Source organism: Pantoea sp. Tr-811 (assembly GCF_011752535.1).
Taxonomy (GTDB): Bacteria; Pseudomonadota; Gammaproteobacteria; order Pseudomonadales; family Pseudomonadaceae; genus Aquipseudomonas.
This window is the reverse complement of record NZ_VWXJ01000011.1, coordinates 39,103-59,307: the sequence shown is the minus strand read 5'-3', so window position 1 is coordinate 59,307 and position 20,205 is coordinate 39,103. Positions and strand designations below refer to the sequence as shown.

The window sequence follows — 20,205 nt, the reverse complement described above, 5'->3', positions numbered from 1 at the left end:
ATCAGCGCCCTCCTGCAGGCACGGCCTGCGCATCGGCAACCTCGGGCGCATCAGGCGCCGGCAAGGGTTCGCCACGATGGCTGCGGCTGATCACCGCGATGGTCAGGCCGCATACCAGCACGGCGCCCACGGCAGCGATCAACGCCACCGGCCCACCGTGCAGGGCAGTCACCACGTTCTGCTGGGCCGCCATGGCCACCACCACTGGAATGTACATCGCGCCCCAGAAGCCGACGCCGAACTCGCACTCCTTGCTCATGCCACCGTTGCGGTGCATGTACAACCGTGCGCAGATCAGCAGGATCATGGCGATGCCGACCCCACCCACATTGGATTTCACGCCCAGCAGCACGCCCAGGAAGTCGCCGACGATAACGCCGGCCAGCGTGCATACCGCCAGCAGAGCCACACCATAGATGATCATTGTTGTTGTCCTCAGCTTGAGTCGAAGTTGCTTGTTGTTGTTCTTCGAAATGCAGCGCACTCATCGGTTGCCAGCCACCTCCTGGCGCAACAGCGCATCGAGGGTGTCCCAGCGGGTACCTTCCACCGCCACCACCCTGCCCTGTTCGAACACCGGGCGGGCCAGGCCAGTGAGCACGCTGCCCGGTGGCATTTCAAGGTGCAGGCGCACACCGCGTTCATAGGCGTTGCGCAGCGTGCCGCGCCAGTCCACCCAGCGTGCCATGTTGCCCGCCAGGTCGTCGCGCAGGCGCTGCGGGTCGACGATGGGCCTGGCGCTGCTGCCGCTCAGGTAGGTGATGCGCGGGCGGCGCAGTTCGATACTGGCAAAGGCACTGGCAAGTTCTGCCGCTGGGCCGTCGAGCAATGGGCAGTGCGACGGCACGCTGACTGCCAGGCGCCGCGCCACGCCCTGGCCGCGGCGGCGGGCGCGAGCGACGACCTCGGCCATGGCCGCGTCGCTGCCAGCGATGACGATCTGGTTGTCGCTGTTGAGGTTGGCCAGGTAAGCCTCGCCCGCCACCTCGGCCAGCAAGTACTCGACGCTGGCGGCATCCAGGCCACTGATGGCCGTCATCCCATAGCCCTGCGGATAGGCACGCTGCATCAGTTCGCCGCGCAGGGCCACCAGGCGCACCGCATCGGCAAAGCCAAGCGCACCGGCGGTGACAGCGGCCGGGTAGGCACCGATCGACAGGCCCGCCACATACTCGGGTGCGGGGCTGCGCTGCAGTAACCAGCGCGCCCAGGCTACCCCCGCCAGCAACAGGCACAGTTGCACCGCACGGGTCGATTGCAGCGCCTGCGCGGTGTCCAGGCCCAGCACGGGTTGCCCAAGGGCGTCGCTGGCCTCCTCCACCAGCCGCGCACTGCCTTCTGGCAGGCGCTGCAACATGCCGGGCTGCTGGGCGCCCTGCCCTGGAAAGGCGAACAGGCTGCTCACGCGGCGCGCTCCACGGCATGCCAGGGGTCGGCGACCAGGCGCGCACCGTGGGCCGACTTGAGCAGCACCTGCCGCGCCATGCCGGCCCACTCGCGCAAGGCAATGGCCCCTGCGGGCGTTTCCAGTTGTACATCGATGCGGCAAGGGCCGCAGTCCAGGATGTCCAGCAGTTCACGGGCCTTTGCCCGCGCCATGAATTGCGGTGTGCGCAGCACCAGGTCGAGGTCGCTGCCCGCGTGCAGCACCTGGCAACCGGTCGCCAGCTGATAACCAACACCCCCCGTCGGGCCCCAAGCCAGGCCGCTGGCGTCCAGCACCGGCGCCGCCGAGGCCAGCGCCTGCAACGCGGCGCACGGGCTGTGGCCCTGCCAGCGCAGCGCTTCTGGCGCCACATGGCGCTGCACAGCAGCCAGGCGCATCTGCGTGGCCAGGCGCTGTTCGCGCCCCTGCCCGCGCACACCCACGGCCACCCAACCCGCCCTGCAGACGGCGCGGCGAACCACCACCGGTTGCCCGGCCGCCAGCGCCTGCACGGCCCAGGCAGGGGCATCGGCAGGCAAATCGGCCGGGGTCATGCCCCAAAGCAGGTCGTGGGGTTGCGCAAGGTTCATGTCAGGCCCCCTGCCACTGGCTACGCAGGCGCGCCCGCACCTCGCGGGACGCGCTGCGGTGCTCGCCGGCCAAGCGCGAGGCTAGGTCGGTCGAATGGCCGATGTCGGCCACGGCTTCGGCCAGGCAGGCACGCACCTGCGCCAGGTCGGCGGCGCTCGGCGCCTCGGCGCTTTCTACCGCAAGCCGGCGCCAGAGCAGGCCGAGCGAGGCATAGCTGGCAAGGTCGTAGGCCATCGGCGGAATTTCAGCGGCCAGGGCCTCCAGTTGCTCGACGCTGCGCAGGGTGATGCGCGCCGCCGCGTCCTTGCCCATGGCGTGCACCATCACCCCGCTGTCGTCCAGGGCGATCAGCCGTTGCGCCTGGTAGCCGTGGGCCAGGAACGCGCCGGACATGGCCTTGCCCACCAGCAGGCCGATCACCGGGTGCCCGGCCAGGCGTGCCTGGGCGTAGGCCTGCACGGCGCCGGCCAGGGCTTGGTGGATGCCCAGCGCTTCCTCGCGGCGGCCATAGGCCTGGCTGGGCACGTCGATGATCGCGACAATAGCGCGCTTCTGGCCTTCGCGGTCCAACGCCACCGCCTCGCTCACCGCCTGGGCCAGGCCCCAGCCTTCGAGCAAGCCGACTTCGCCGTTGCGCGCCCTGGGAAACGGGTTGTTGGCATCGGGCACCACGGCAATAAAGCGCGCCAGGCGGTTGTCCAGTTCACCATCGACCACCCGCAGCGAGGCCGGGTAACCCGGCAGCGGTTCGGCACCGGCCAGGCCCGGCAGCCAGTTCAGGGCACGGTTCATTGCGCATCTCCTTGGTACAGGGCACGCACGGCGGCGGCGTCCAGTTGCGGGCATTCGGCGCCCAGGCGGGCCAGGCGCTGCAGGAACCAGGCGTGGCGCCCGGCACGGTCGGCCGTGGGCGTGTCCAGCAGGTGCAGCAGTTGTTGGCGAATAGCCTCGACGTCATCGGCCACGTAGCTGTCCACCAGGGTGCTGGCGTGGCGTTGCTCGCCACCGGTCAGGCTCCAGATGAACGGGCGGTCCTTGGCGTCGTATTCGGCGATGCCGGCTTCCTGCTCGATCACCTGGGGGCCGTTCAAGCCCAGGCGCGCTTCGCGGGTAACCAGCAGGTGGCTGCACAGCCCGGCAGCGATGGACATGCCGCCAAAGCAGCCGACCGCACCTGCAATCAGGCCAACCACCGGTTGATAGTTGCGCAGCTCGACGATCGCCGCCTGAATTTCGGCAATCGCCGCCAGGCCGAGGTTGGCCTCCTGCAGGCGCACGCCACCGGTTTCCAGCAACAGCACGGCGCAGGTGGGCGTGCCGTTGCGGTTGTCCTCGATGGCCAACTCCAGGGCACCGGCGATCTTCGCCCCGCCCACCTCGCCCATGCTGCCGCCCTGGAAACCGCCTTCGATGGCAGCGACCACGGCGTGGCGCCCGCCCAACAGGCCCTTGGCGATCACCACGCCGTCGTCGGCCTGGGGCACGATGCCCTGGCGCGGCAGCCAGGGCGACATCAGGCGGTCGAACGGGCCAAGCAGTTCACGGAAGCTACCGGGGTCGAGCATGGCGCGGGCGCGCTGGCGGGCCCCGAGTTCGACGAAGCTGCGGCTTTGCAGCAGGCGTGCGGTGTCAGTCATGGCCGATCTCCTCGAAGCCTTGTTCCAGGCGCAGGCGCACCACCCCAGGCGTGGCGCCGAAGTCGTGGATGTCGATTTTCAGCGCCGGCAGCGTGCGGCCGTCGAACAGGCGCTGGAACAGCTGGCTCCAGCGGGCGCTGCTGCCGTTCACCGAGGTGACCACCTGGATCTCCAGCTGGCCGGCGCGGCCAGGTTCGATCAGCACTTCCAGGTCGCCGGAGCTGACGCAGCCGACCAGGGTACGGCCACGGCCAGGCGCGGCGGCGGGGAATTGAAATGTCAGGGTTTCCATGTCACAGGCTCCTGGCTTTGTCGAGAAACAGGCAGGCGGCCAGCAAGTCGGCGGCGCCGCCCGGTGAGGCGTTCAGGTTCAACAGTTGGGCGTCCAGCGTGCGCAGCAGGCGGCGGCCATCGAGGGTGGCGCTGCCGCCGGCAGCCAGCACGGCGCGGGCGCCGCTTTGCACGGTGTTCAGGCCCTCGGGGCCGGCTCGCCAGAGCACGCAGGTGTCGCTCAGGGCGGCCATGATCGCCAGCAGCGCATCAAGCCGGGCATGGCTTTCGCTGGCACCTGCGGCGCGGCTGCGGCGCAGCTGTGGCAGGCCGTGGCCAATCACTGCCGGGAAGCCTTGCTGGGCCTGTTCGCGGGCACCGCTGGCGCCGTAGCGCTGGCGCACCTCGGCGCCGTGGCTGGGCTGCACGGGCATGGCCGGGTCATCGATGAGGGCGATGCGCCCGGCGCGGGCGGCAACCGTGCCGGCATCTGCCTTGGGGTCGAGGGCCTGGGCGGCCAGCAACAGGCCCAGTGCCCAGATCGCACCGCGATGGGTGTTGATGCCGCCGGTGGTGGCCAGCATGGCGTGTTCGCCTTCACGGCCAATGCGGCCCAGTTCGGCGCGCAGGGGCTGGTTGACCTGGCCATGGGCCTGGGCTGCCTCGGCCATCTGGCGCAGGCAGGGCCACAGCGACAGGGCCGAGGCGTGCATCAGGGCCAGGGTCATGTCGGGGTGGGCGCCGCTGCCGCGGCGGTCGACCAGGCCGGGCTTGGGGGACAGGTCGGCTTCGTCGATCAGGGCTTCTACTGCCAGGTCGGCCAGGTGGTCGGGCTGGGGGGGGTGGGTTGAATGAGGGAGCTGGGTGGACTGGGCGGGCCTCATCGCAGGCAAGCCTGCTCCTACAGGTAGGGGGTAGGCCGGCAATTTTTGGGAATGCGCGTTCATTTACCAGCTCCTGAAGCGGGCGGGCGGGTTGTAGAGGCCGCCGGACCATTCGACCAGGTCGGCGATGCTGCGCGCCGCGAGCAGTTCGCGGCTGGCGTCGGTGCGGCGGATGCCGAGGTCTTCGGGCAAGGCCACCAGGCCGAGCTTGCGCAGGCGCAGGGTGTCCTTGGGGTCGTGGCGCAGGCCGATGGCGGTAACCCCGGCCACGGCGGCGATCATCTGCTGGCGCTCTTCAAGGCTGCGGGCTTTGTACAGGTAGGCGATGCCCTCTTCGGTCAACAGGTGGGTCACGTCGTCGCCGTAGATCATCACCGGTGCCAGCGGCATGCCGGCTTTCTTCGCCACCTCCACCGCATCCAGGGTTTCCACGAAGGTGGGCTTGCCGCCTTCCTGGTAGGTTTCGACCATCTGCACCACCAGCTTGCGGCCGCGCTCAAGCATCGTGTCCGGCACGGTCATGTCGAGCCAGGCCGGGGTGGCGTGGCGCCGCCCGCGCGGGTCATGGCCCATGTTCGGCGCACCGCCAAAGCCGGCCAGGCGGCCGCGGGTCACGGTCGAGGAATGGCCATCGCCGTCCACCTGCAAGGTGGCGCCGATGAACAGGTCGACCGCGTATTGCCCGGCCAGCTGGCACATCATGCGGTTGGAACGCAGCGAACCGTCACGGCCGGTGAAGAACACGTCCGGGCGCTGGGCGATGTAGTCTTCCATGCCCAGCTCGGTGCCGAAGCAGTGCACGCTCTGCACCCAGCCGGTTTCGATCGCCGGAATCAGGGTGGGGTGCGGGTTGAGCGTCCAGTTGCGGCAAATCTTGCCCTTAAGGCCCAGCGACTCGCCGTAGGTGGGCAGGATCAACTCGATGGCGGCGGTGTTGAAGCCGATGCCGTGGTTCAGCGACTGCACCTGGTGCTTTTCGTAGATGCCGCGTATCGCCATCATCGCCATCAGCACGTGCACGGGCTTGATATGGCGCGGGTCGCGGGTGAACAGCGGCTCGATGTAGAACGGCTGGTCGGCCACCACCACGAAGTCGACCCAGGACGCCGGGATGTCGACCCGTGGCAGGTCATCCACCCGGTCCACCAGCTGGTTGACCTGGGCGATCACCAAGCCATCGCTGAACGCCGCTGGCTCCACCAGCGCCGGGGTGTCTTCGGTGCTGGGGCCGGTGTACAGGTTGCCGTCGCGGTCGGCCATGAAACCGGCCACCAGGGTGACGTTGGGAATCAGGTCGACCAGCAGCCGCGAGTACAGCTCGATGTAAGTGTGGATGGCGCCAACTTCCAGCAGGCCGTCTTCCAGCAGCTGGCCGATGCGCAGGCTCTGCGGGCCGGCGAAGGAAAAATCGAGCTTGCGCGCGATGCCACGTTCGAACAGGTCCAAATGCTCGGCGCGGCTGACGCTGGGCATGATCATGTGCAGGTCGTGCAAGCGCTCGGGGTCGGCCTTGGCCAGGGAGCGGGAAAGGAAGTCGGCCTGCTTCTGGTTGTTGCCTTCGAGCACCACACGGTCACCGGGGGCGATCAGCAGCTCCAGGGCTTCGACGATTTTGTCGGTGGGCAGCACCACGCCGTCGGCCAGGTGTCGGACGCGGTCCAGGCGGCGCTGCTTCTCGGCGCGGCGCCTGGACCATTGCGGGGGTGGATTCTTGCTGAAGGTCATGGTGACTCCACGGGTTCGCTGTCGTGGGGCCACATTAGGGCGGTGCCTGCTGGTGGATCAATCAAGCTGGGAGGGCGATCATTACGGTAAAGTTAACGATTGCGCTCAACCACCGGGAATCGCGTTTTCACCCGTCAACGGTGGGCCTGACAGGCGCGGCCAATGTGGCAAAAACGCACGATCCCCCTGCAGATTTGTCCATTGCTCAGGGCAAATTCGCATGCGAGGATCCATTGACCCTCCAGTGCGCTGCAAACTTCACTCGGAAAATCAATAACAAAGCAGGGAGAACGCGATGACCGCGCACGCTCATACCTCGGCAACCGACCATGTACTGGCCGAGGTTCGTAACCAGATTGGCCACCTTACCCTCAACCGCCCCGCCGGCCTCAACGCCCTGACCCTGGACATGGTGCGCCGCCTGCGCCAGCAGTTCGACGCCTGGGCCGACGACCCGCAGGTGCAGGCCGTGGTGCTGCGCGGCGAGGGCCCCAAGGGCTTCTGCGCCGGGGGCGACATCCGCTCGCTGCACGACAGCTACAAGGCCGGGGACACCCTGCACGAAGACTTCTTCGTCGAAGAATACGCCCTGGACCTGGCCATCCACCGCTACCGCAAGCCGGTGCTGGTGCTGATGGACGGCTTTACCCTGGGCGGCGGCATGGGCCTTGCCCAGGGCTGCGACCTGCGCATCGTCACCGAGCGCAGCCGGCTGGGCATGCCGGAAGTGGGTATCGGCTACTTCCCGGATGTGGGCGGCAGCTATTTCCTCTCGCGCATTCCCGGGGAGCTTGGCACCTACCTGGGCGTCAGCGGCGCCCAGATCCAGGCCGCCGATGCCCTGTATTGCGGCCTGGCCGACTGGTATCTGCACAGCGACAAGCTGGCCGCCCTGGATGAAGGCCTCGACCAGCTGCGCTTCGGCGGCACCCCGCTCAAGGACCTGCAGAACCTGCTGGCCCGGCTCGGCAGCCAGGTACTGGACAATGCACCGCTGGAAAAGCTGCGCCCGGTGATCGACCACTTTTTCGCCCAGCCCGACCTTACGGCCATCATCGAGCAACTGCGCGCCGTCAGCATCGGTGACAGCCACCACTGGGCACTGGCCACCGCCGACCAGCTGGAAAGCCGCTCGCCACTGGCTATGGCAGTTACCCTGGAGATGCTGCGCCGCGGCCGCCACCTGACCCTGGAGGACTGCTTCGCCATGGAGCTGCACCTGGACCGCCAGTGGTTCCAGTACGGCGACCTGATCGAGGGCGTGCGGGCGCTGATCATCGACAAGGACAAGCAGCCGCGCTGGAACCCGCCAACCCTGGCCGGGCTGTCGCGCCAGCGGGTCGACCAATTCTTCGAAGGCCTGTGAGCCTGGGAGTACACAGATGCAAGACGTGGAACTGAGCGAAGAGCAGATCATGATCCGCGACATGGCCCGGGATTTTGCCCGTGGCGAGATCGCCCCGCATGCCCAGGCCTGGGACAAGGCCGGCTGGATCGACGACGGCGTGGTACGCAAGATGGGCGAGCTGGGCCTGCTCGGCATGGTCGTGCCGGAAAGCTTCGGTGGCAGCTACACCGACTACGTGGCCTATGCCCTGGCCGTCGAGGAAATCGCCGCCGGCTGCGGCGCCACCGGCGCGATGATGAGCATTCACAACTCGGTCGGTTGCGGCCCCCTGCTCGCCTACGGCACCCCCGAACAGCAACAGGCCTGGCTGCCGCGCCTGGCGGCAGGCGAAGTGATCGGCTGCTTCTGCCTGACCGAACCGCAGGCCGGCTCCGAAGCGCACAACCTGCGCACCCGCGCCGAGCTGGTCGATGGCCAGTGGGTGATCAACGGCGCCAAGCAGTTCGTCAGCAACGCCCGCCGCGCGGGCCTGGCGATCGTGTTCGCGGTCACCGACCCGGAACTGGGCAAGAAAGGCCTGTCGGCCTTCCTGGTGCCCACCGACAACCCAGGTTTCAAGGTCGACCGCAGCGAGCACAAGCTGGGCATTCGCGCCTCCGACACCTGCGCGGTCACCTTCGACAACTGCCGCATTCCAGCCGCCAACCTGCTCGGTGAGCGCGGCAAGGGGCTGGCCATTGCCCTGTCCAACCTCGAAGGCGGGCGTATCGGCATCGCCGCCCAGGCCCTGGGCATCGCCCGCGCCGCGTTCGAGGCGGCGCTGGTGTATTCGCGTGAGCGCATCCAGTTCGGCAAGCCGATCAACGAGCACCAGAGCATCGCCAATCTGCTGGCAGACATGCAGGTGCAGGTGAACGCTGCCCGCCTGCTGATTTTGCATGCCGCACGCCTGCGCACGGCCGGTAAGCCCTGCCTGTCGGAAGCCTCCCAGGCCAAGCTGTTCGCTTCGGAAATGGCCGAGCGGGTGTGCTCGATGGCGATCCAGGTGCATGGCGGCTACGGCTACCTGGAAGACTACCCGGTAGAGCGCCACTACCGTGATGCACGCATCACCCAGATCTATGAAGGTTCAAGTGAGATCCAGCGCATGCTGATCGCCCGCGAGCTCAAACACTACCCGCTATAGGCCACTTCAGCGGCGCTGCCGGAGGGTTTCCGACGGCAGCTCGCCGAAGTGCTGGCGGTAGCGTTCGGCAAACCGCCCCAGGTGCAGGAAGCCGTAGTCCATGGCCAGTTCGGTGACGCTGCGCACCGGGCAACTGGCGTCGCTCAGGCAGGCGTGCACCCGCTCCAGCTTGCGCTGGCGCACGTACTGGCCAGGCGTGGTGCCAAGCGTGCGGTCGAACAACGCATACAGCGAACGCACGCTCATGCAGGCCTGCTCCGCCAGGGTTTCGGCGCTCAGTTCCAGCTTCAGGTTGTGGTGGATGTAGTCGAGGATGCGTTCCAGGCTGGCGGTGGCGGCGCCCAGGCTGTCGCGCTGGACATTGGTGTTCATCAGGGTCAGCAGCTTGCTGGCGACGATCTGGCTGTAATGGCCCTGCACGCGCGGCAGCGGCTCGCTCACTTCCGCCTCCTGGCACACCATGGCCAGCAGGTTGACGAAGCCTTCCAGTTCCTCCAGCCGGTAGTGGTTGCGCACAAAGCGCACGCCGCCTGCTGGCCGTTGCCAGCGCTGCTGCTCGCAGACCGAGTCGAGCAGGCGCGTGGGCACTTTGAGGATGAATTTCTCGCAGTCGTCGGAATAGGTCAGGTCAACGGGGTCGTCTGGGTTTATCAGCAGCAGCTCGCCCGGCACCAGGTGCTGCTCGCGCCGGTGCCCGCGCCACAGGCAGTTGCCGCGCAGCAGCACTTGCAGGTGGTAGATGGACTCCAGCGCCGGCGAGGTCACCCGCACGCTGCCGCCGTAGCTGATGCGGCACAGGTCGAGTTCGGCGAAACTGCGGTGGCTGAGGCTGGCCTGGGGATGGGTGCTGTGCGACAGGCCAATGCAGTGCTGGCCGACATGGCGGTTGACGTAGTCCGACACGGCATAGGGGTCGGCGTGATGGAACACGCTACTGCGCTCGCTCAGCAGGCGGCTTTCCATGGGCAGGCACTCGGGATCGTTATTGTTGTGGTGAGTGACACCTAAGCAAAAAACCAGGGGTTGGGCAATGCGCCGTTGGGATTGGGTGGGCGGATAGCGGACAGTGGAGCCTGTGGAATTGGGCGATCAGCGAACAGAATGGTTATGCCTGTGCGGGCCTCTTCGCGGGTAGGAGCGAGCGCAGCTCGCGATGGGCTGCAAAGCAGCCCCGGCATCATGGGCCGCGGAGCTGAAACACCGGGGCCGCTGCGCGCCCCATCGCGAGCTACGCTCGCTCCTACCAGGCCGGCGTAAACACGGTAGATTAAACCCTCAATGAACCGCCATGTCCTGCCGCCCTGCCCAACCCTGGCTGCGTGCCCTGAACTGCCGGGGTGCAATCGCGAACAGCTCACGGAACCGCCGGTAGAAATGCGGAAAACTGACAAACCCACTGGCCACCGCTACCTCGGTCAACGACTTGCTGGTGTGCTGCAACAACTGCCGCGCATGGGTCAGGCGCAGCTCCAGGTAATAACGCGGCGGCGTCGCCTGGACATGGCGGCGGAACAGGCGCTCCAGGTGGCGGCGGGACAGCCCGGCGTGTTCGGCAATTTCGTCGATGCCAATGGGATCTTCGATATTGGCGTGCATCAGCTCCAGCGCCAAGCGCACCCCGCGCGGCAGGCTCGGGTCCACTTCCGGGGCGCTCGACGGCGTATCGCCAAGCCCCCGGGCGCGGTCGCAGGCCAGCATCTGCTCCACTGCCCGGCGCAGCCCTTCGCCGCCCTTGAATTCGAGCATGGCCAGCATCATGTCCAGCGCGCTGCTGGCCCCGGCGCAGCTCATGCGCCGGCCATCGAGCAGGTGCGCCTGGCGGCTGACCCGCACCTTGGGGAACAACTCGCTCATCATCGCCCGCCCATCGGGGTGGAACGCGCAGTCGTGGTCATTGAGCAAACCCGCTTCGGCGAGGAAATAGGCACCATTCCACAGCCCGCCCAGCTGGCAGCCTGAATGGTCGGCCTGGCGCAACTTGCTGCGCAGCAGCGGCGAGGCTTCCAGGCGCACGCGGAAACCGCCGCACACCAGCAGGCAGTCCAGGCCCTGCACCTCGAGGTCGGCCAGGGCCAGGTTGACCGGCAAGGCGATGCCCAGGTCGCTAATCACCTGGGCGCCCTCGCCCACCACCTGGATGTCGAACAGGGGTGTGGCGCTCATCAGGTTGGCGGTGACCAGGGTGTCCATGGCGGCGGTGAAGGCCATCATCGAAAAGTGCTCGCGCAGGACGAAGGCCACCCGCCGGCAAGGCTGGCCGAGGGTGCTGCGGCCGGCGGGGTCGAGGTGGGCGAGGTTGGTGTTCTTGAGGATGCTTTCGAAATGGCTCATGGCGGTGACTCTACGGCGGGGAAATCGCGGTGACTTCTTCGCGGGGCAAGCCCGCTCCTACAGGCGCAGTTTGCGCTGTTCCTGTAGGAGCGGGCTTGCCCCGCGAAAAGGCCTAAGCAGATGAAACAGGATTAGTTGCTGGCCTGGGTAGCGGCGGCGCGGGATGCCTGCAGCCACTGGTCGAACTGCTGACGATGCGCCTCTACCCACTCCTTGGCATGGCGCGTGATGTCGGCGGGCTTCTTCTCGCCCTTCTGCATCTTCAGGTTCTGGTTGCTCTCGTCATCGGTGCTGATCTGCACCAGCGACAGGAACTTCTCGGCGGCCGGGTTCTTCTTGGCGAAGTCCTTGTTCAGCACCGCCACCACCTTGTCGATGGCAAAGCCCAGGTTCTTGCCGTGGTACATGGTATCGACATCATTGTTGCCGTCCGGCAGGTCGGTTTTCGGCACTTCCAGCCATACCACGTCCTTGCCCTCGACCAGCACGCTGGCGATCCACTGCGGCACCCAGGTGAAATACAGGATCGGCTTGCCTTCCTTGTAGCGGGTGATGGTGTCGGCCATCAGTGCGAAGTACGAACCCTGGTTGACGGTAACGGTCTTGCTCAGGTCGTAGGCCTTCATGTGGTGGGCGATCACCAGTTCGCAGCCCCAGCCTGGGTTGCAGCCGGTCATGTCAGCCTTGCCATCGCCGTCGGTGTCGAACAGCTTGGCAATCTCGGGTTTCTTCAGGTCGGTGATGTACTTGATGTTGTACTGGTCGGCGGTTTTCTTGTCGATCAGGTAGCCCTGGGCAACGCCCGGCAGGATGTTGCCGGTCTTGACCATCACATCGTCACCGCCAGCCTGCTGGTAGAACTTGTCGTGCAGCTTCTCCCACAGGTGCACGGTGAAGTCGGCATCACCGTTGGCCAGGGCCACCATCATCACCCCGTACTCGGTTTCCTTCGGCTCCTGCACGTTGTAGCCCAGCTCGCGCAGGCCCTCCATGGCCACTTCGCCACGGAACCGCTCTTCGGCAATGGACGGGAAGATCGGCGTGACCTTCACCCCTTCGCCGGGCTTGTCGGCCGAGGCATGGGCGCACAGCGCGGCGGCCACCAGGGTCAGCGCGGTAGCGCATTTGAGGATGCTGCGGGTGAATGTGGATTCGTGCATCGTCGCTTACCTTCTTCTGATTGTTATCTTCAAGTGCGGCAGATCGAATGTATCCAGGGTGCTGTTCAGGCAGTCTTGCGCTGCCCTTGGGGTTGCGCCGCGCCGCACAGGCGCAGCAGCAGGCCTACGGGGCCGGTGTGGTACCAGCGCCGGCTTGGGTCGGCGCTGGTGCGCGCGCCCATCGCCTGGGTCAGGCGGTCGAGGAAGATCGCCAGCAACACCAGGCCAACGCCGCCGACCGTGGCCAGGCCCATGTCCAGGCGGCCGATGCCGCGCAGTACCATCTGGCCCAGGCCGCCCACCGAGATCATCGAGGCGATCACCACCATCGACAGCGACAGCATCAGGGTTTGGTTGAGGCCGGCCATGATGGTCGAGGTGGCCAGCGGCAATTGCACGCGGGTCAGCATCTGCCGTGGCGTGCAACCGAAGGCACGGGCGGCTTCGATCTTGTCTTCCGGCACCTGGCGGATGCCCAGGTTGGTCAGGCGCACCAAAGGCGGCAGGGCGAAGACGATGGTCACCAGCACGCCCGGCACGTTGCCGATGCCGAACAACATGACCACCGGCACCAGGTAGACGAACGCCGGCAGGGTCTGCATGGCGTCGAGCAGCGGGCGAATGATGCTTTCCAGGCGGTTGCTGCGGGCGCAGACGATACCCAGTGGAATGCCGATCACCGCGCAGAAGAACACCGAGGTCAGCACCAGTGCCAGGGTGGTCATCGACTCGGCCCACACGCCGATCAACCCCAGCAAGGTCAGGGTGATGAAGCACAGCAGCGCCATGCGCTTGCCTGCCAACTGCCAGCCAAGCAGTGACGAAAGCAGGATACCGATGGTGGGCGGAATGCTCTGCAGGGTGAACTCGATGCCATTGAGCACCTGGTCGATGGGCCAGCGAATGGCACGGAATACGTCACGGAAGTTATGCACCAGGAAGTTCAGGGTGGCGGTCACCCAGTCGCCCAGGGGGATGGTGGCCGCCTGGAACGGGTCGAGCAGGCTGAATTCGGACATGAGGGCTTACCTCTTCTTGTATTAGTGGCGGCTCAGGGTCTGCAGCAGCTCGTTCTTCGACACGGTGCCTTTGAAGGCCCCCTGGCGGTCGAGCACCGGCACCGGGTATGGCAGGTCCGCGGCGATGCCCAGCACTTCGTGCAGCGGCGTGTCGGTATACACCGGTTGCTGCTCGTGCAGGCTGTAGCGCTCGCTGGCGGTGGCACCGCTGGCGTCGGTGTCGACCACCCCGAGCAACTGGCCACGGTCGTCGACCAGGTAGCCGAACGGCACGCCGGCCTGGAAACTCGGCGCCTTGCCGTTGACCTTGCACACCACGGCCGGGTCGAACTTGGCCACATCACCGGCCTTGAGCACCCGCGAGCTGTCGAAGCTCTTGAAGAAGGTGCGCACGTAGTCGTTGGCCGGCTCGTTTATCAGCTCCTGCGGGGTGCCGATCTGCACCACCCGCCCACCTTCCATGATCGCGATGCGATGGCCGATGCGGATGGCTTCCTCGATGTCGTGGGAAATGAAGATGATGGTGCGTTGCTGCTCGGCCTGCAGGCGAATCAGCTCGCCCTGCATCTCGCTGCGAATCAGCGGGTCGAGGGCGGAAAACGCTTCGTCCATCAACAGGATCGCGGGGTCGTTGGCCAGCGCCCGGGCCAGGCCCACGCGCTGCTGCATGCCGCCAGACAGCTGGTGCGGGTAGCTGTGTTCGTGGCCGGCCAGGCCAACTTGGCTGAGGGCTTCACGGGCGCGGCTGTTGCGCTCGGCTTCGGGCACACCGGCAATCTCAAGGCCAAAGGCAGTATTCTGCAGCACGCTCATATGCGGCATCAGCGCGAAGGACTGGAACACCATGCCCATTTCCTTGCGGCGCACGTCGAGCAGGGCCTTGTCGGAGAGCCCGGTAATTTCCTTGCCGTTGAGGTGGATGCTGCCGGAGGTGGGCTCGATCAGGCGGTTGAACAGCCGCACCATGGTCGACTTGCCCGAGCCGGAGAGGCCCATGATGACGAAGATTTCGCCACGTTTGACGGAAAAGCTTGCATCGAACACGCCGACGACGTGGCCGGTCTTGCTGAAGATTTCGTTCTTGTCGGCGCCCTTGCGGAGCATCTCCATGGCCATGTCGGGGTTGGGCCCGAATACCTTGAAGATGTTTTTTACCGAAAGAATCTCATCGGCATGGCTCATACGACCCTCTTTATTATGCTTATTAACCAATCTTTCAACATCGCACTTTCAATAAGGCGGGTAGAGATCAGTGCGAGTACGCTTGGCAGTCCGTTCGAATTCGAACGTGAGTCAACACCGGCACGCAGAAAGTCCTGCTTCGAAATTATTAGACATCGCTGTCGCGAATGCCGCGCCGTGGTTTTACGTTAGGCCCTGATCCAGACGGGGTCCAACGACATTTGCATGACGCTAACCATTACCTGAAGTTATCAATTGGCCTGCAGCCACGACGCCAGAGCCCCTGCGCATTTACCGCCGGGGCTTTGACAGAGTGATCCCCTTGGCTAGACGAAGGACATCCCGCCACCATCATGGTCAGACACTCCGAACCCGATCAGACGCTGATCAAGATGCCCTCCCTGCGCGCCGTGAAGGTTTTCGTCGCCGCTGCCAAGTACCAGAATTTCACCCGCGCCGCCGAGGCCCTGTGCGTGACCCAGGCGGCGGTCAGCCGGCAGATCCGCGAGCTGGAAACCTACCTGGGGGCTGAACTGTTCACCCGCGTGGGCCGGGCGGTGGAGTTGAGCGTGGCCGGTTCGATCTTCTTCGATGCGGTGCAGTTGTCGTTCGTCAACATCTCCCAGGCCGCCGAGCGTATCCGCAGCAACACCAACACCAAGCACGTGGTCACCCTGTGCTGCTCGCCGGCCTTCGCTGCGTTGTGGATGGGGCCGCGGATACCGAGGTTCTTCGCAGACAACCCGGATATCGACATCAACCTGGTCACCACGCAGAACTTCCTGTCGATGGAGCCTGGGGTGCGCCCGGACATCTACATCACCAAGCTGGGCAAGATCCAGGCGGGCTACAGCTGCCACCCGTTGAACCACGATGTGATCTACCCGGTATGCTCGCCGCAGTACCTGGCCGAGCACCCCGAGGTGCGCACCCTGGAGGGCCTGCGCGACGGCTCGCTGCTCAACTTGAGCCCCTACGGCCGCTCGCAGGTGGCCGAGCATGTCGACTGGAACGTGTGGCTAGCGTTCCATGATGTCGACCTGAAAAGCCGCGCCAGCACTGCGCCGCACTTCTTCAACGCCAACGACTACAACCTGCTGGTGCAATTGGCCCTGGGCAACCAGGGTGTGGCGCTGGGCTGGCACCACCTGGTGACGCCGCTGCTGGCCCAGGGGCTGCTGGTACGGCCAGTGCCCGAGGAGCTGGTGCTCAAGGACACCTTCCATTTCCTGGCGTTCAACGAAGAAAAGGAACACGACTCCAGTTGCCGGCGGTTGCGTGACTGGTTGTTGGTGGAGTTCCAACCGTTGCTCGAACAGTTGCGCAATACCTAAGCCCGCCTGCACGTCTCGCCCTCGTAGGAGCGAGCAAAGCTCGCGATGCGATCTGGCAGGCGTAGCACGCTCAAGGGACCAACCCGGCCGTGACACCGCATCGCGAGCTGCGCTCGCTCCTACCCCAGGCTGACGTAGCGTTTCGAGATCACTGCACCGGCAGGAAATTCATCAGCAGCAGGCTTTGCGCATAGTTCAGGCCAATACGCCGGTAGCGCTCATCCAACAGCTCGGCCAACAGGTCCAGGCGCGCCACGATCTTGCCGAACTCCACGGCAAAGCTCAGGTTGCTGCCCTCCTCGGAGATTTCGTTGCTGAACAGCAACAGCACCCCATTGGCATCCTGGCGCTGGCTGAGCATCCAGGTGGCCTTCTCGATATTGCGCGCCGCGTTGTTGATGAACAGCGGGTCGAGGGTATCGGTCATGTAGAACTCGGTACGCCCACCATGGGCAGTGATCAACATGCTGCCAATGGCGTAGATGAAAGCGCCAACCCGGTCGCCGCGAAATTCCGGGCTCAGGGCATAGCTCAGCGCCGCCAGGTCGCGGCGCTCGCCCAGCTGCGGCAACGGCTGGCGCTGCTCGATGGCAAGGCGGATCTGCCGCTCGGCGGTGGCAGCATCGAGGTAGCCAGACAGCTTCAACTGGCTGGGGTTGCGCAGGTACAGCTTGTTCATCAGCAAGTACAGGCTTTGCAGGTTGTCGCGCATGGCCAGGGTGGCCATGCGGTCGACGCTGGTCTGGAACAGCTCGCTGGGCTTGCCGTCACCGAACTGGCTGACGATGTCACGGCCCTGCTGCTGGCTGCAGCCGGCCAGGGCGATAAGCGTGCCTGCCAGCAGCAGGCGCGAAAGGGTTTTGGCGTTGCTTGCAACCATCGGCACCGGGTCGAGAATGGGCGGCCGTACTGGGGATCGGTTCGGCCTGGCCAAGCATAGAGCCCAGGAAACCGAAAAAGTGCAGTGGCCACCCTTGATCGCCGACCTGGTAATTCTGCCAGTTTCGGAGCAATGACGGCGCGCTGACTGTGGGAGCACCTTCCACCACGAGAGCGCGTGCCATGAGGACCAAGAGAGCGGGCGACCTGGACCTTTCCTACGGCGACAAAGGCGACGGGATTGCACGCATCCCTCCCATGGGCGGCTTGGATCCGGATACGCACTCCCTACAGATATACCCTGTTGGTTGGGCCAATGACGGCTCGGCGGCCATGTATGGTTTTAATCCAGATGACCCCCTCCACGCCAACAAGGTCTTCACACGCATGAACGCTGACGGGCATTGGGATCGTGAAACAGGGCACGTGCCGATTTCAAAAAATCAGAACGGCCCAATGCCGTTGCAATTTGACGACTTCACTGCGCTGACTTACACCACAGGCAATGCGCAGGACGGCGTTCTGACAGCAGGCAAGGCGTACTATTTTGAAGGCGATGACGTTTACCAGGAAATTGTAGTGGGTCGTTACACAGAGCATTTCGCGCCTTGGCCAGGCTTCGCCGACGACGGCATCGCCACGACGCGACCTGTCCTGGCCCCTGGAAGCCAATTGCGGGATGAACACATTTCTCCGCAAGTAGCGACCTATATAAGCGCGCCGAAACTGGCATTGGCAGCGGGCCTGATAAGGGTCGTTTTCAAATCGATGTTGGCGGCTGCAGATGGCTCCATTACCGAAAAACCCTTTGCATGACACTGGACCCGGATACGGGAGCACAGGTCAATGATCGTGGTCTGCAAGGGTGCAACCCCTAAAATCTCGATACCCGAGGCAACCAGCCTCTATGGCTATGACATGGACGGCCACCAGGACCTGCGATTCAGACGCATCGTCCGTCTGCCGGTTGGTAATCTCTCGCTTCACCACGCTTCATTCGATGACCAGGGCCGTCTGGTACTGGCGGGCGAACGTTACTACGAAGCTGAAAGTGCCGATCAAATTCACTCCGAGTTGTACGTGGTACGGCTGCTGGCTGACGGAACGCTGGACGACAGTTTCGGAAATAGTGGTTTCACGCAGCCCAATGCCTATCTCTGGGCCGCTACCGACCTGAACGTCAACGCGAACGGCATTCGCGTTTTCACACTGATGCCCATGATCGCAAACGGTCCCCAATACGAAATGATCGCCTGTTTCCAACCCTGACGACCTGTGGCCCCAGGGATGGGGCCACCTCACCACTCGCCGATTGACTTCCTCTCCCCCCGTAGGAGCGAGCAAAGCTCGCGATGCGATCTGGCAGGCATAACACGCATCAAGAAATCAACGGCCTGGCCAAGCAGAGTGCCCGCAAAACGGGAACAGTGAGGGAATGGCACCGACTGCGCCGGTGTTCGCGGGCAAGCCCGCTCCTACAGGGTATTGCGGCGCGCTTGCGGGCACTGTGCAGTTCGCAGGGCCTGCGCTTCAATCACATGGCGTGGCGCAACATCTCCACCACCTGCGCATGCAGCGCCGGGTCGCCACAGGCCACCACGCAACCACCGTTCTGTGCCGAGCTACCATCCCAGGCGGTGATCACCCCGCCCGCCCCTTCGATGATCGGCATCAGCGCCTGCACGTCGTACGGTTGCAGGCTTGCCTCGACAATCACATCGACGAAGCCCGACGCCAGCATGCAATAGGCATAGCAGTCGCCGCCGTACCGCATCAGCCGCGCCTTGCCGGCCACCGCTTCGAATGCGGCCTTGCGCGCGGCGGTGTCGAACATGTCCGGGGTGGTGCACATCAGCGTGGCGGCGGCCAGGTCGGCGCAGGCCCGGGTTTTCAGCGGCGTGCCACTGCGCCAGGCGCCAGCCGGGGTGCCGACGAAGCGTTCGCCGGTGAATGGCTGGTTCATTACCCCAACCACAGGCCGCGTGCCATCGTTCAGTGCGATCAAGGTTCCCCACAGCGGCAGCCCGGTGATGAACGCCCGGGTGCCGTCGATTGGGTCCAGCACCCAGGTCAGCGGGCTACTGCCCACCGCCACGCCGGCTTCCTCGCCAAGAATGCCCTGCTCGGGGTAGCGGGCCTGGATCAAGGCGCGCATGGCGTCCTCGGCGGCCTTGTCGGCCACGGTCACCGGGTCGTACAGCCGCCCACCCTTGTCCTCAACCTCAAGGCTTGCCCGGAAATACGGCTTGATCGCGGCGGCGGCGGCATCGGCCAACTGCTCGGCGAAGGCTTGGAATTCGCCGATCTGTTCAGCGTTCAGGGACATGGGACAGGCCTCGTGAAAAAAGTTGAGGCGCGCATCATACCCGACAACCCCCGGGGCAGTAGACGTCAAGGAATAGATGCCATTAATCTGACACTATCGCTACTTCATTTAACCGTCACCCAATCGTTGTACTAGGATACTCACCACGTCCCGTCGCTGGCCCAGGATAAAGGCCGCCCAAACCGACGGGATTCGCGCCACCGAACTCATGGACGACACGATGAACGCTCACTTGCTCTACCCCCAGATCGGCAAAGTCATTGCCAGCACTGGCAGCCGCGAGTTTCCGCGCATGCTGCACAACCTGATCCAGGCCCACCTGACCATCGATGCCACGCAGATTCGCCAGTCATGCAGCAACGACGCAAGCGTGATCCACGAAACCGTGTTCACCTCCGAGCGCCGGCCCCAGGCGGAATTCAGCGACCCCTCGCGCTTGCACCTGATCCGCCGCAAAGGCGACTCGCGCTACGAAATCCAGGTGCTGCGGGCAGGCTCGGCCTACGGCTTTTCCGCCCACGAACGCAGCCGCCTGGATGACATCTCGCCGCTGTTGCTGCCGATGTTGGAAAAGCACGCCCACGCCCTGCGCCCCGCCACCGAACGCAACGCCCCGGAAAGCCTGGCCGAGCGGTTCCTTGAGCGTATCGCCCAGTCTGGCCTGAAGCTGTCGGCACGCGAATGCCAGGTGTGCCTGGGGCTGCTGGCCGGGCAAACGGCGCCGGAGCAAGCCGAGCATTTGCAGCTCAAGGTCAATACCGTGGAGAGCTACCTGCGCCGGGCGGCAATCAAGTTGGGCATCAGTGGCCGGCATTCGTTGATGCGCTGGATGTATACCGAATGACGCCTTCCTGGCCCTCCGGGTTTCCCCTGTAGGAGCGAGCGCAGCTCGCGAAGGGGCCCTTCG

21 protein-coding genes are annotated in these 20,205 nt (G+C 65.2%); 6 read left to right on the top strand and 15 right to left on the bottom strand.

Translation table 11 applies throughout. The features are described 5' to 3' along the window. Position 1: 1 nt before the first annotated feature. The 8 genes from madL to mdcA all read right to left on the bottom strand — a co-directional run bounded on the left by madL (position 2) and on the right by mdcA (position 6,533). Positions 2-424 carry a malonate transporter subunit MadL gene (gene madL / locus F3J44_RS17395; protein ID WP_167274384.1) on the bottom strand — a complete coding sequence of 141 codons (423 nt, stop codon included), beginning with the start codon at positions 422-424 and terminating at the stop codon, positions 2-4. A gap of 60 nt (positions 425-484) precedes the next feature. Next, positions 485-1,405, bottom strand: coding sequence for a malonate decarboxylase subunit epsilon (gene mdcH, locus F3J44_RS17390; RefSeq protein WP_167274382.1), 921 nt, complete (start codon positions 1,403-1,405; stop codon positions 485-487). After that, on the bottom strand, positions 1,402-2,016 hold the full coding sequence (locus tag F3J44_RS17385) for a malonate decarboxylase holo-ACP synthase (protein WP_167274379.1): 615 nt from the start codon (positions 2,014-2,016) through the stop codon (positions 1,402-1,404). The genes mdcH and F3J44_RS17385 overlap by 4 nt, the downstream gene beginning before the upstream one ends. A 1-nt stretch (position 2,017) precedes the next feature. Next, complete coding sequence (mdcE, locus tag F3J44_RS17380; protein WP_167274377.1) at positions 2,018-2,809, bottom strand: biotin-independent malonate decarboxylase subunit gamma; 792 nt, start codon at positions 2,807-2,809, stop codon at positions 2,018-2,020. Continuing rightward, the gene (locus F3J44_RS17375; protein ID WP_167274374.1) at positions 2,806-3,654 is read right to left on the bottom strand and encodes a biotin-independent malonate decarboxylase subunit beta; all 849 of its coding nucleotides are present in this window, start codon (positions 3,652-3,654) and stop codon (positions 2,806-2,808) included. Before F3J44_RS17375 ends, mdcE begins: the two co-directional genes overlap by 4 nt. Continuing rightward, on the bottom strand, positions 3,647-3,946 hold the full coding sequence (locus F3J44_RS17370) for a malonate decarboxylase subunit delta (protein ID WP_167070723.1): 300 nt from the start codon (positions 3,944-3,946) through the stop codon (positions 3,647-3,649). The genes F3J44_RS17375 and F3J44_RS17370 overlap by 8 nt, the downstream gene beginning before the upstream one ends. Position 3,947: 1 nt before the next feature. Then, positions 3,948-4,808: a triphosphoribosyl-dephospho-CoA synthase gene (locus F3J44_RS17365; protein WP_205299963.1), complete on the bottom strand. Its 861-nt coding sequence runs from the start codon at positions 4,806-4,808 to the stop codon at positions 3,948-3,950. A 63-nt stretch (positions 4,809-4,871) separates the two neighbouring features. Continuing rightward, a complete protein-coding gene (gene mdcA, locus F3J44_RS17360; RefSeq protein ID WP_167070725.1) occupies positions 4,872-6,533 on the bottom strand; it encodes a malonate decarboxylase subunit alpha in 1,662 nt (553 codons plus the stop codon). A gap of 295 nt (positions 6,534-6,828) precedes the next feature. On the opposite strand from mdcA, the gene F3J44_RS17355 reads away from it, so the two are divergent. Together F3J44_RS17355 and F3J44_RS17350 are read left to right on the top strand one after the other, a co-directional pair. After that, positions 6,829-7,899 carry an enoyl-CoA hydratase/isomerase family protein gene (locus F3J44_RS17355; RefSeq protein WP_167274368.1) on the top strand — a complete coding sequence of 357 codons (1,071 nt, stop codon included), beginning with the start codon at positions 6,829-6,831 and terminating at the stop codon, positions 7,897-7,899. Positions 7,900-7,915: 16 nt separating this feature from the next. Beyond that, positions 7,916-9,067 carry an acyl-CoA dehydrogenase family protein gene (locus F3J44_RS17350; protein ID WP_167274365.1) on the top strand — a complete coding sequence of 384 codons (1,152 nt, stop codon included), beginning with the start codon at positions 7,916-7,918 and terminating at the stop codon, positions 9,065-9,067. Between the two features lie 6 nt (positions 9,068-9,073). Here F3J44_RS17350 and F3J44_RS17345 read toward each other — a convergent pair whose 3' ends face one another. The 5 genes from F3J44_RS17345 to F3J44_RS17325 form a co-directional block, all read right to left on the bottom strand. Then, positions 9,074-10,030, bottom strand: coding sequence for an AraC family transcriptional regulator (locus F3J44_RS17345; protein WP_167274363.1), 957 nt, complete (start codon positions 10,028-10,030; stop codon positions 9,074-9,076). 312 nt (positions 10,031-10,342) lie between these two features. Next, positions 10,343-11,398 carry a GlxA family transcriptional regulator gene (locus F3J44_RS17340; RefSeq protein ID WP_167274360.1) on the bottom strand — a complete coding sequence of 352 codons (1,056 nt, stop codon included), beginning with the start codon at positions 11,396-11,398 and terminating at the stop codon, positions 10,343-10,345. 131 nt (positions 11,399-11,529) lie between these two features. Beyond that, on the bottom strand, positions 11,530-12,558 hold the full coding sequence (gene proX / locus F3J44_RS17335; protein WP_167070730.1) for a glycine betaine/L-proline ABC transporter substrate-binding protein ProX: 1,029 nt from the start codon (positions 12,556-12,558) through the stop codon (positions 11,530-11,532). Positions 12,559-12,623: 65 nt separating this feature from the next. Beyond that, positions 12,624-13,577: a glycine betaine/L-proline ABC transporter permease ProW gene (proW, locus tag F3J44_RS17330; RefSeq protein WP_167274357.1), complete on the bottom strand. Its 954-nt coding sequence runs from the start codon at positions 13,575-13,577 to the stop codon at positions 12,624-12,626. A 21-nt stretch (positions 13,578-13,598) separates the two neighbouring features. Then, positions 13,599-14,759 carry a glycine betaine/L-proline ABC transporter ATP-binding protein gene (locus F3J44_RS17325; protein ID WP_167070732.1) on the bottom strand — a complete coding sequence of 387 codons (1,161 nt, stop codon included), beginning with the start codon at positions 14,757-14,759 and terminating at the stop codon, positions 13,599-13,601. 353 nt (positions 14,760-15,112) lie between these two features. Between F3J44_RS17325 and F3J44_RS17320 the strand changes: the two genes are divergently transcribed. Continuing rightward, on the top strand, positions 15,113-16,093 hold the full coding sequence (locus F3J44_RS17320) for a LysR substrate-binding domain-containing protein (protein ID WP_167274354.1): 981 nt from the start codon (positions 15,113-15,115) through the stop codon (positions 16,091-16,093). A 148-nt stretch (positions 16,094-16,241) separates the two neighbouring features. Here F3J44_RS17320 and F3J44_RS17315 read toward each other — a convergent pair whose 3' ends face one another. Then, on the bottom strand, positions 16,242-16,973 hold the full coding sequence (locus F3J44_RS17315; protein WP_167274351.1) for a hypothetical protein: 732 nt from the start codon (positions 16,971-16,973) through the stop codon (positions 16,242-16,244). A 182-nt stretch (positions 16,974-17,155) separates the two neighbouring features. Between F3J44_RS17315 and F3J44_RS17310 the strand changes: the two genes are divergently transcribed. Further along, entirely contained in the window at positions 17,156-17,788 is a 633-nt protein-coding gene (locus tag F3J44_RS17310) for a hypothetical protein (protein WP_167274348.1), read from the top strand. A 30-nt stretch (positions 17,789-17,818) separates the two neighbouring features. After that, positions 17,819-18,241: a delta-60 repeat domain-containing protein gene (locus tag F3J44_RS17305; RefSeq protein WP_167274346.1), complete on the top strand. Its 423-nt coding sequence runs from the start codon at positions 17,819-17,821 to the stop codon at positions 18,239-18,241. Between the two features lie 265 nt (positions 18,242-18,506). Here F3J44_RS17305 and hisN read toward each other — a convergent pair whose 3' ends face one another. Further along, positions 18,507-19,298, bottom strand: a complete 792-nt coding sequence (hisN, locus tag F3J44_RS17300; RefSeq protein ID WP_167274344.1) for a histidinol-phosphatase — start codon at positions 19,296-19,298, stop codon at positions 18,507-18,509. 220 nt (positions 19,299-19,518) lie between these two features. On the opposite strand from hisN, the gene F3J44_RS17295 reads away from it, so the two are divergent. Continuing rightward, positions 19,519-20,142 carry a helix-turn-helix transcriptional regulator gene (locus tag F3J44_RS17295; protein ID WP_167274340.1) on the top strand — a complete coding sequence of 208 codons (624 nt, stop codon included), beginning with the start codon at positions 19,519-19,521 and terminating at the stop codon, positions 20,140-20,142. The last annotated feature ends 63 nt before the right edge of the window (positions 20,143-20,205 follow it).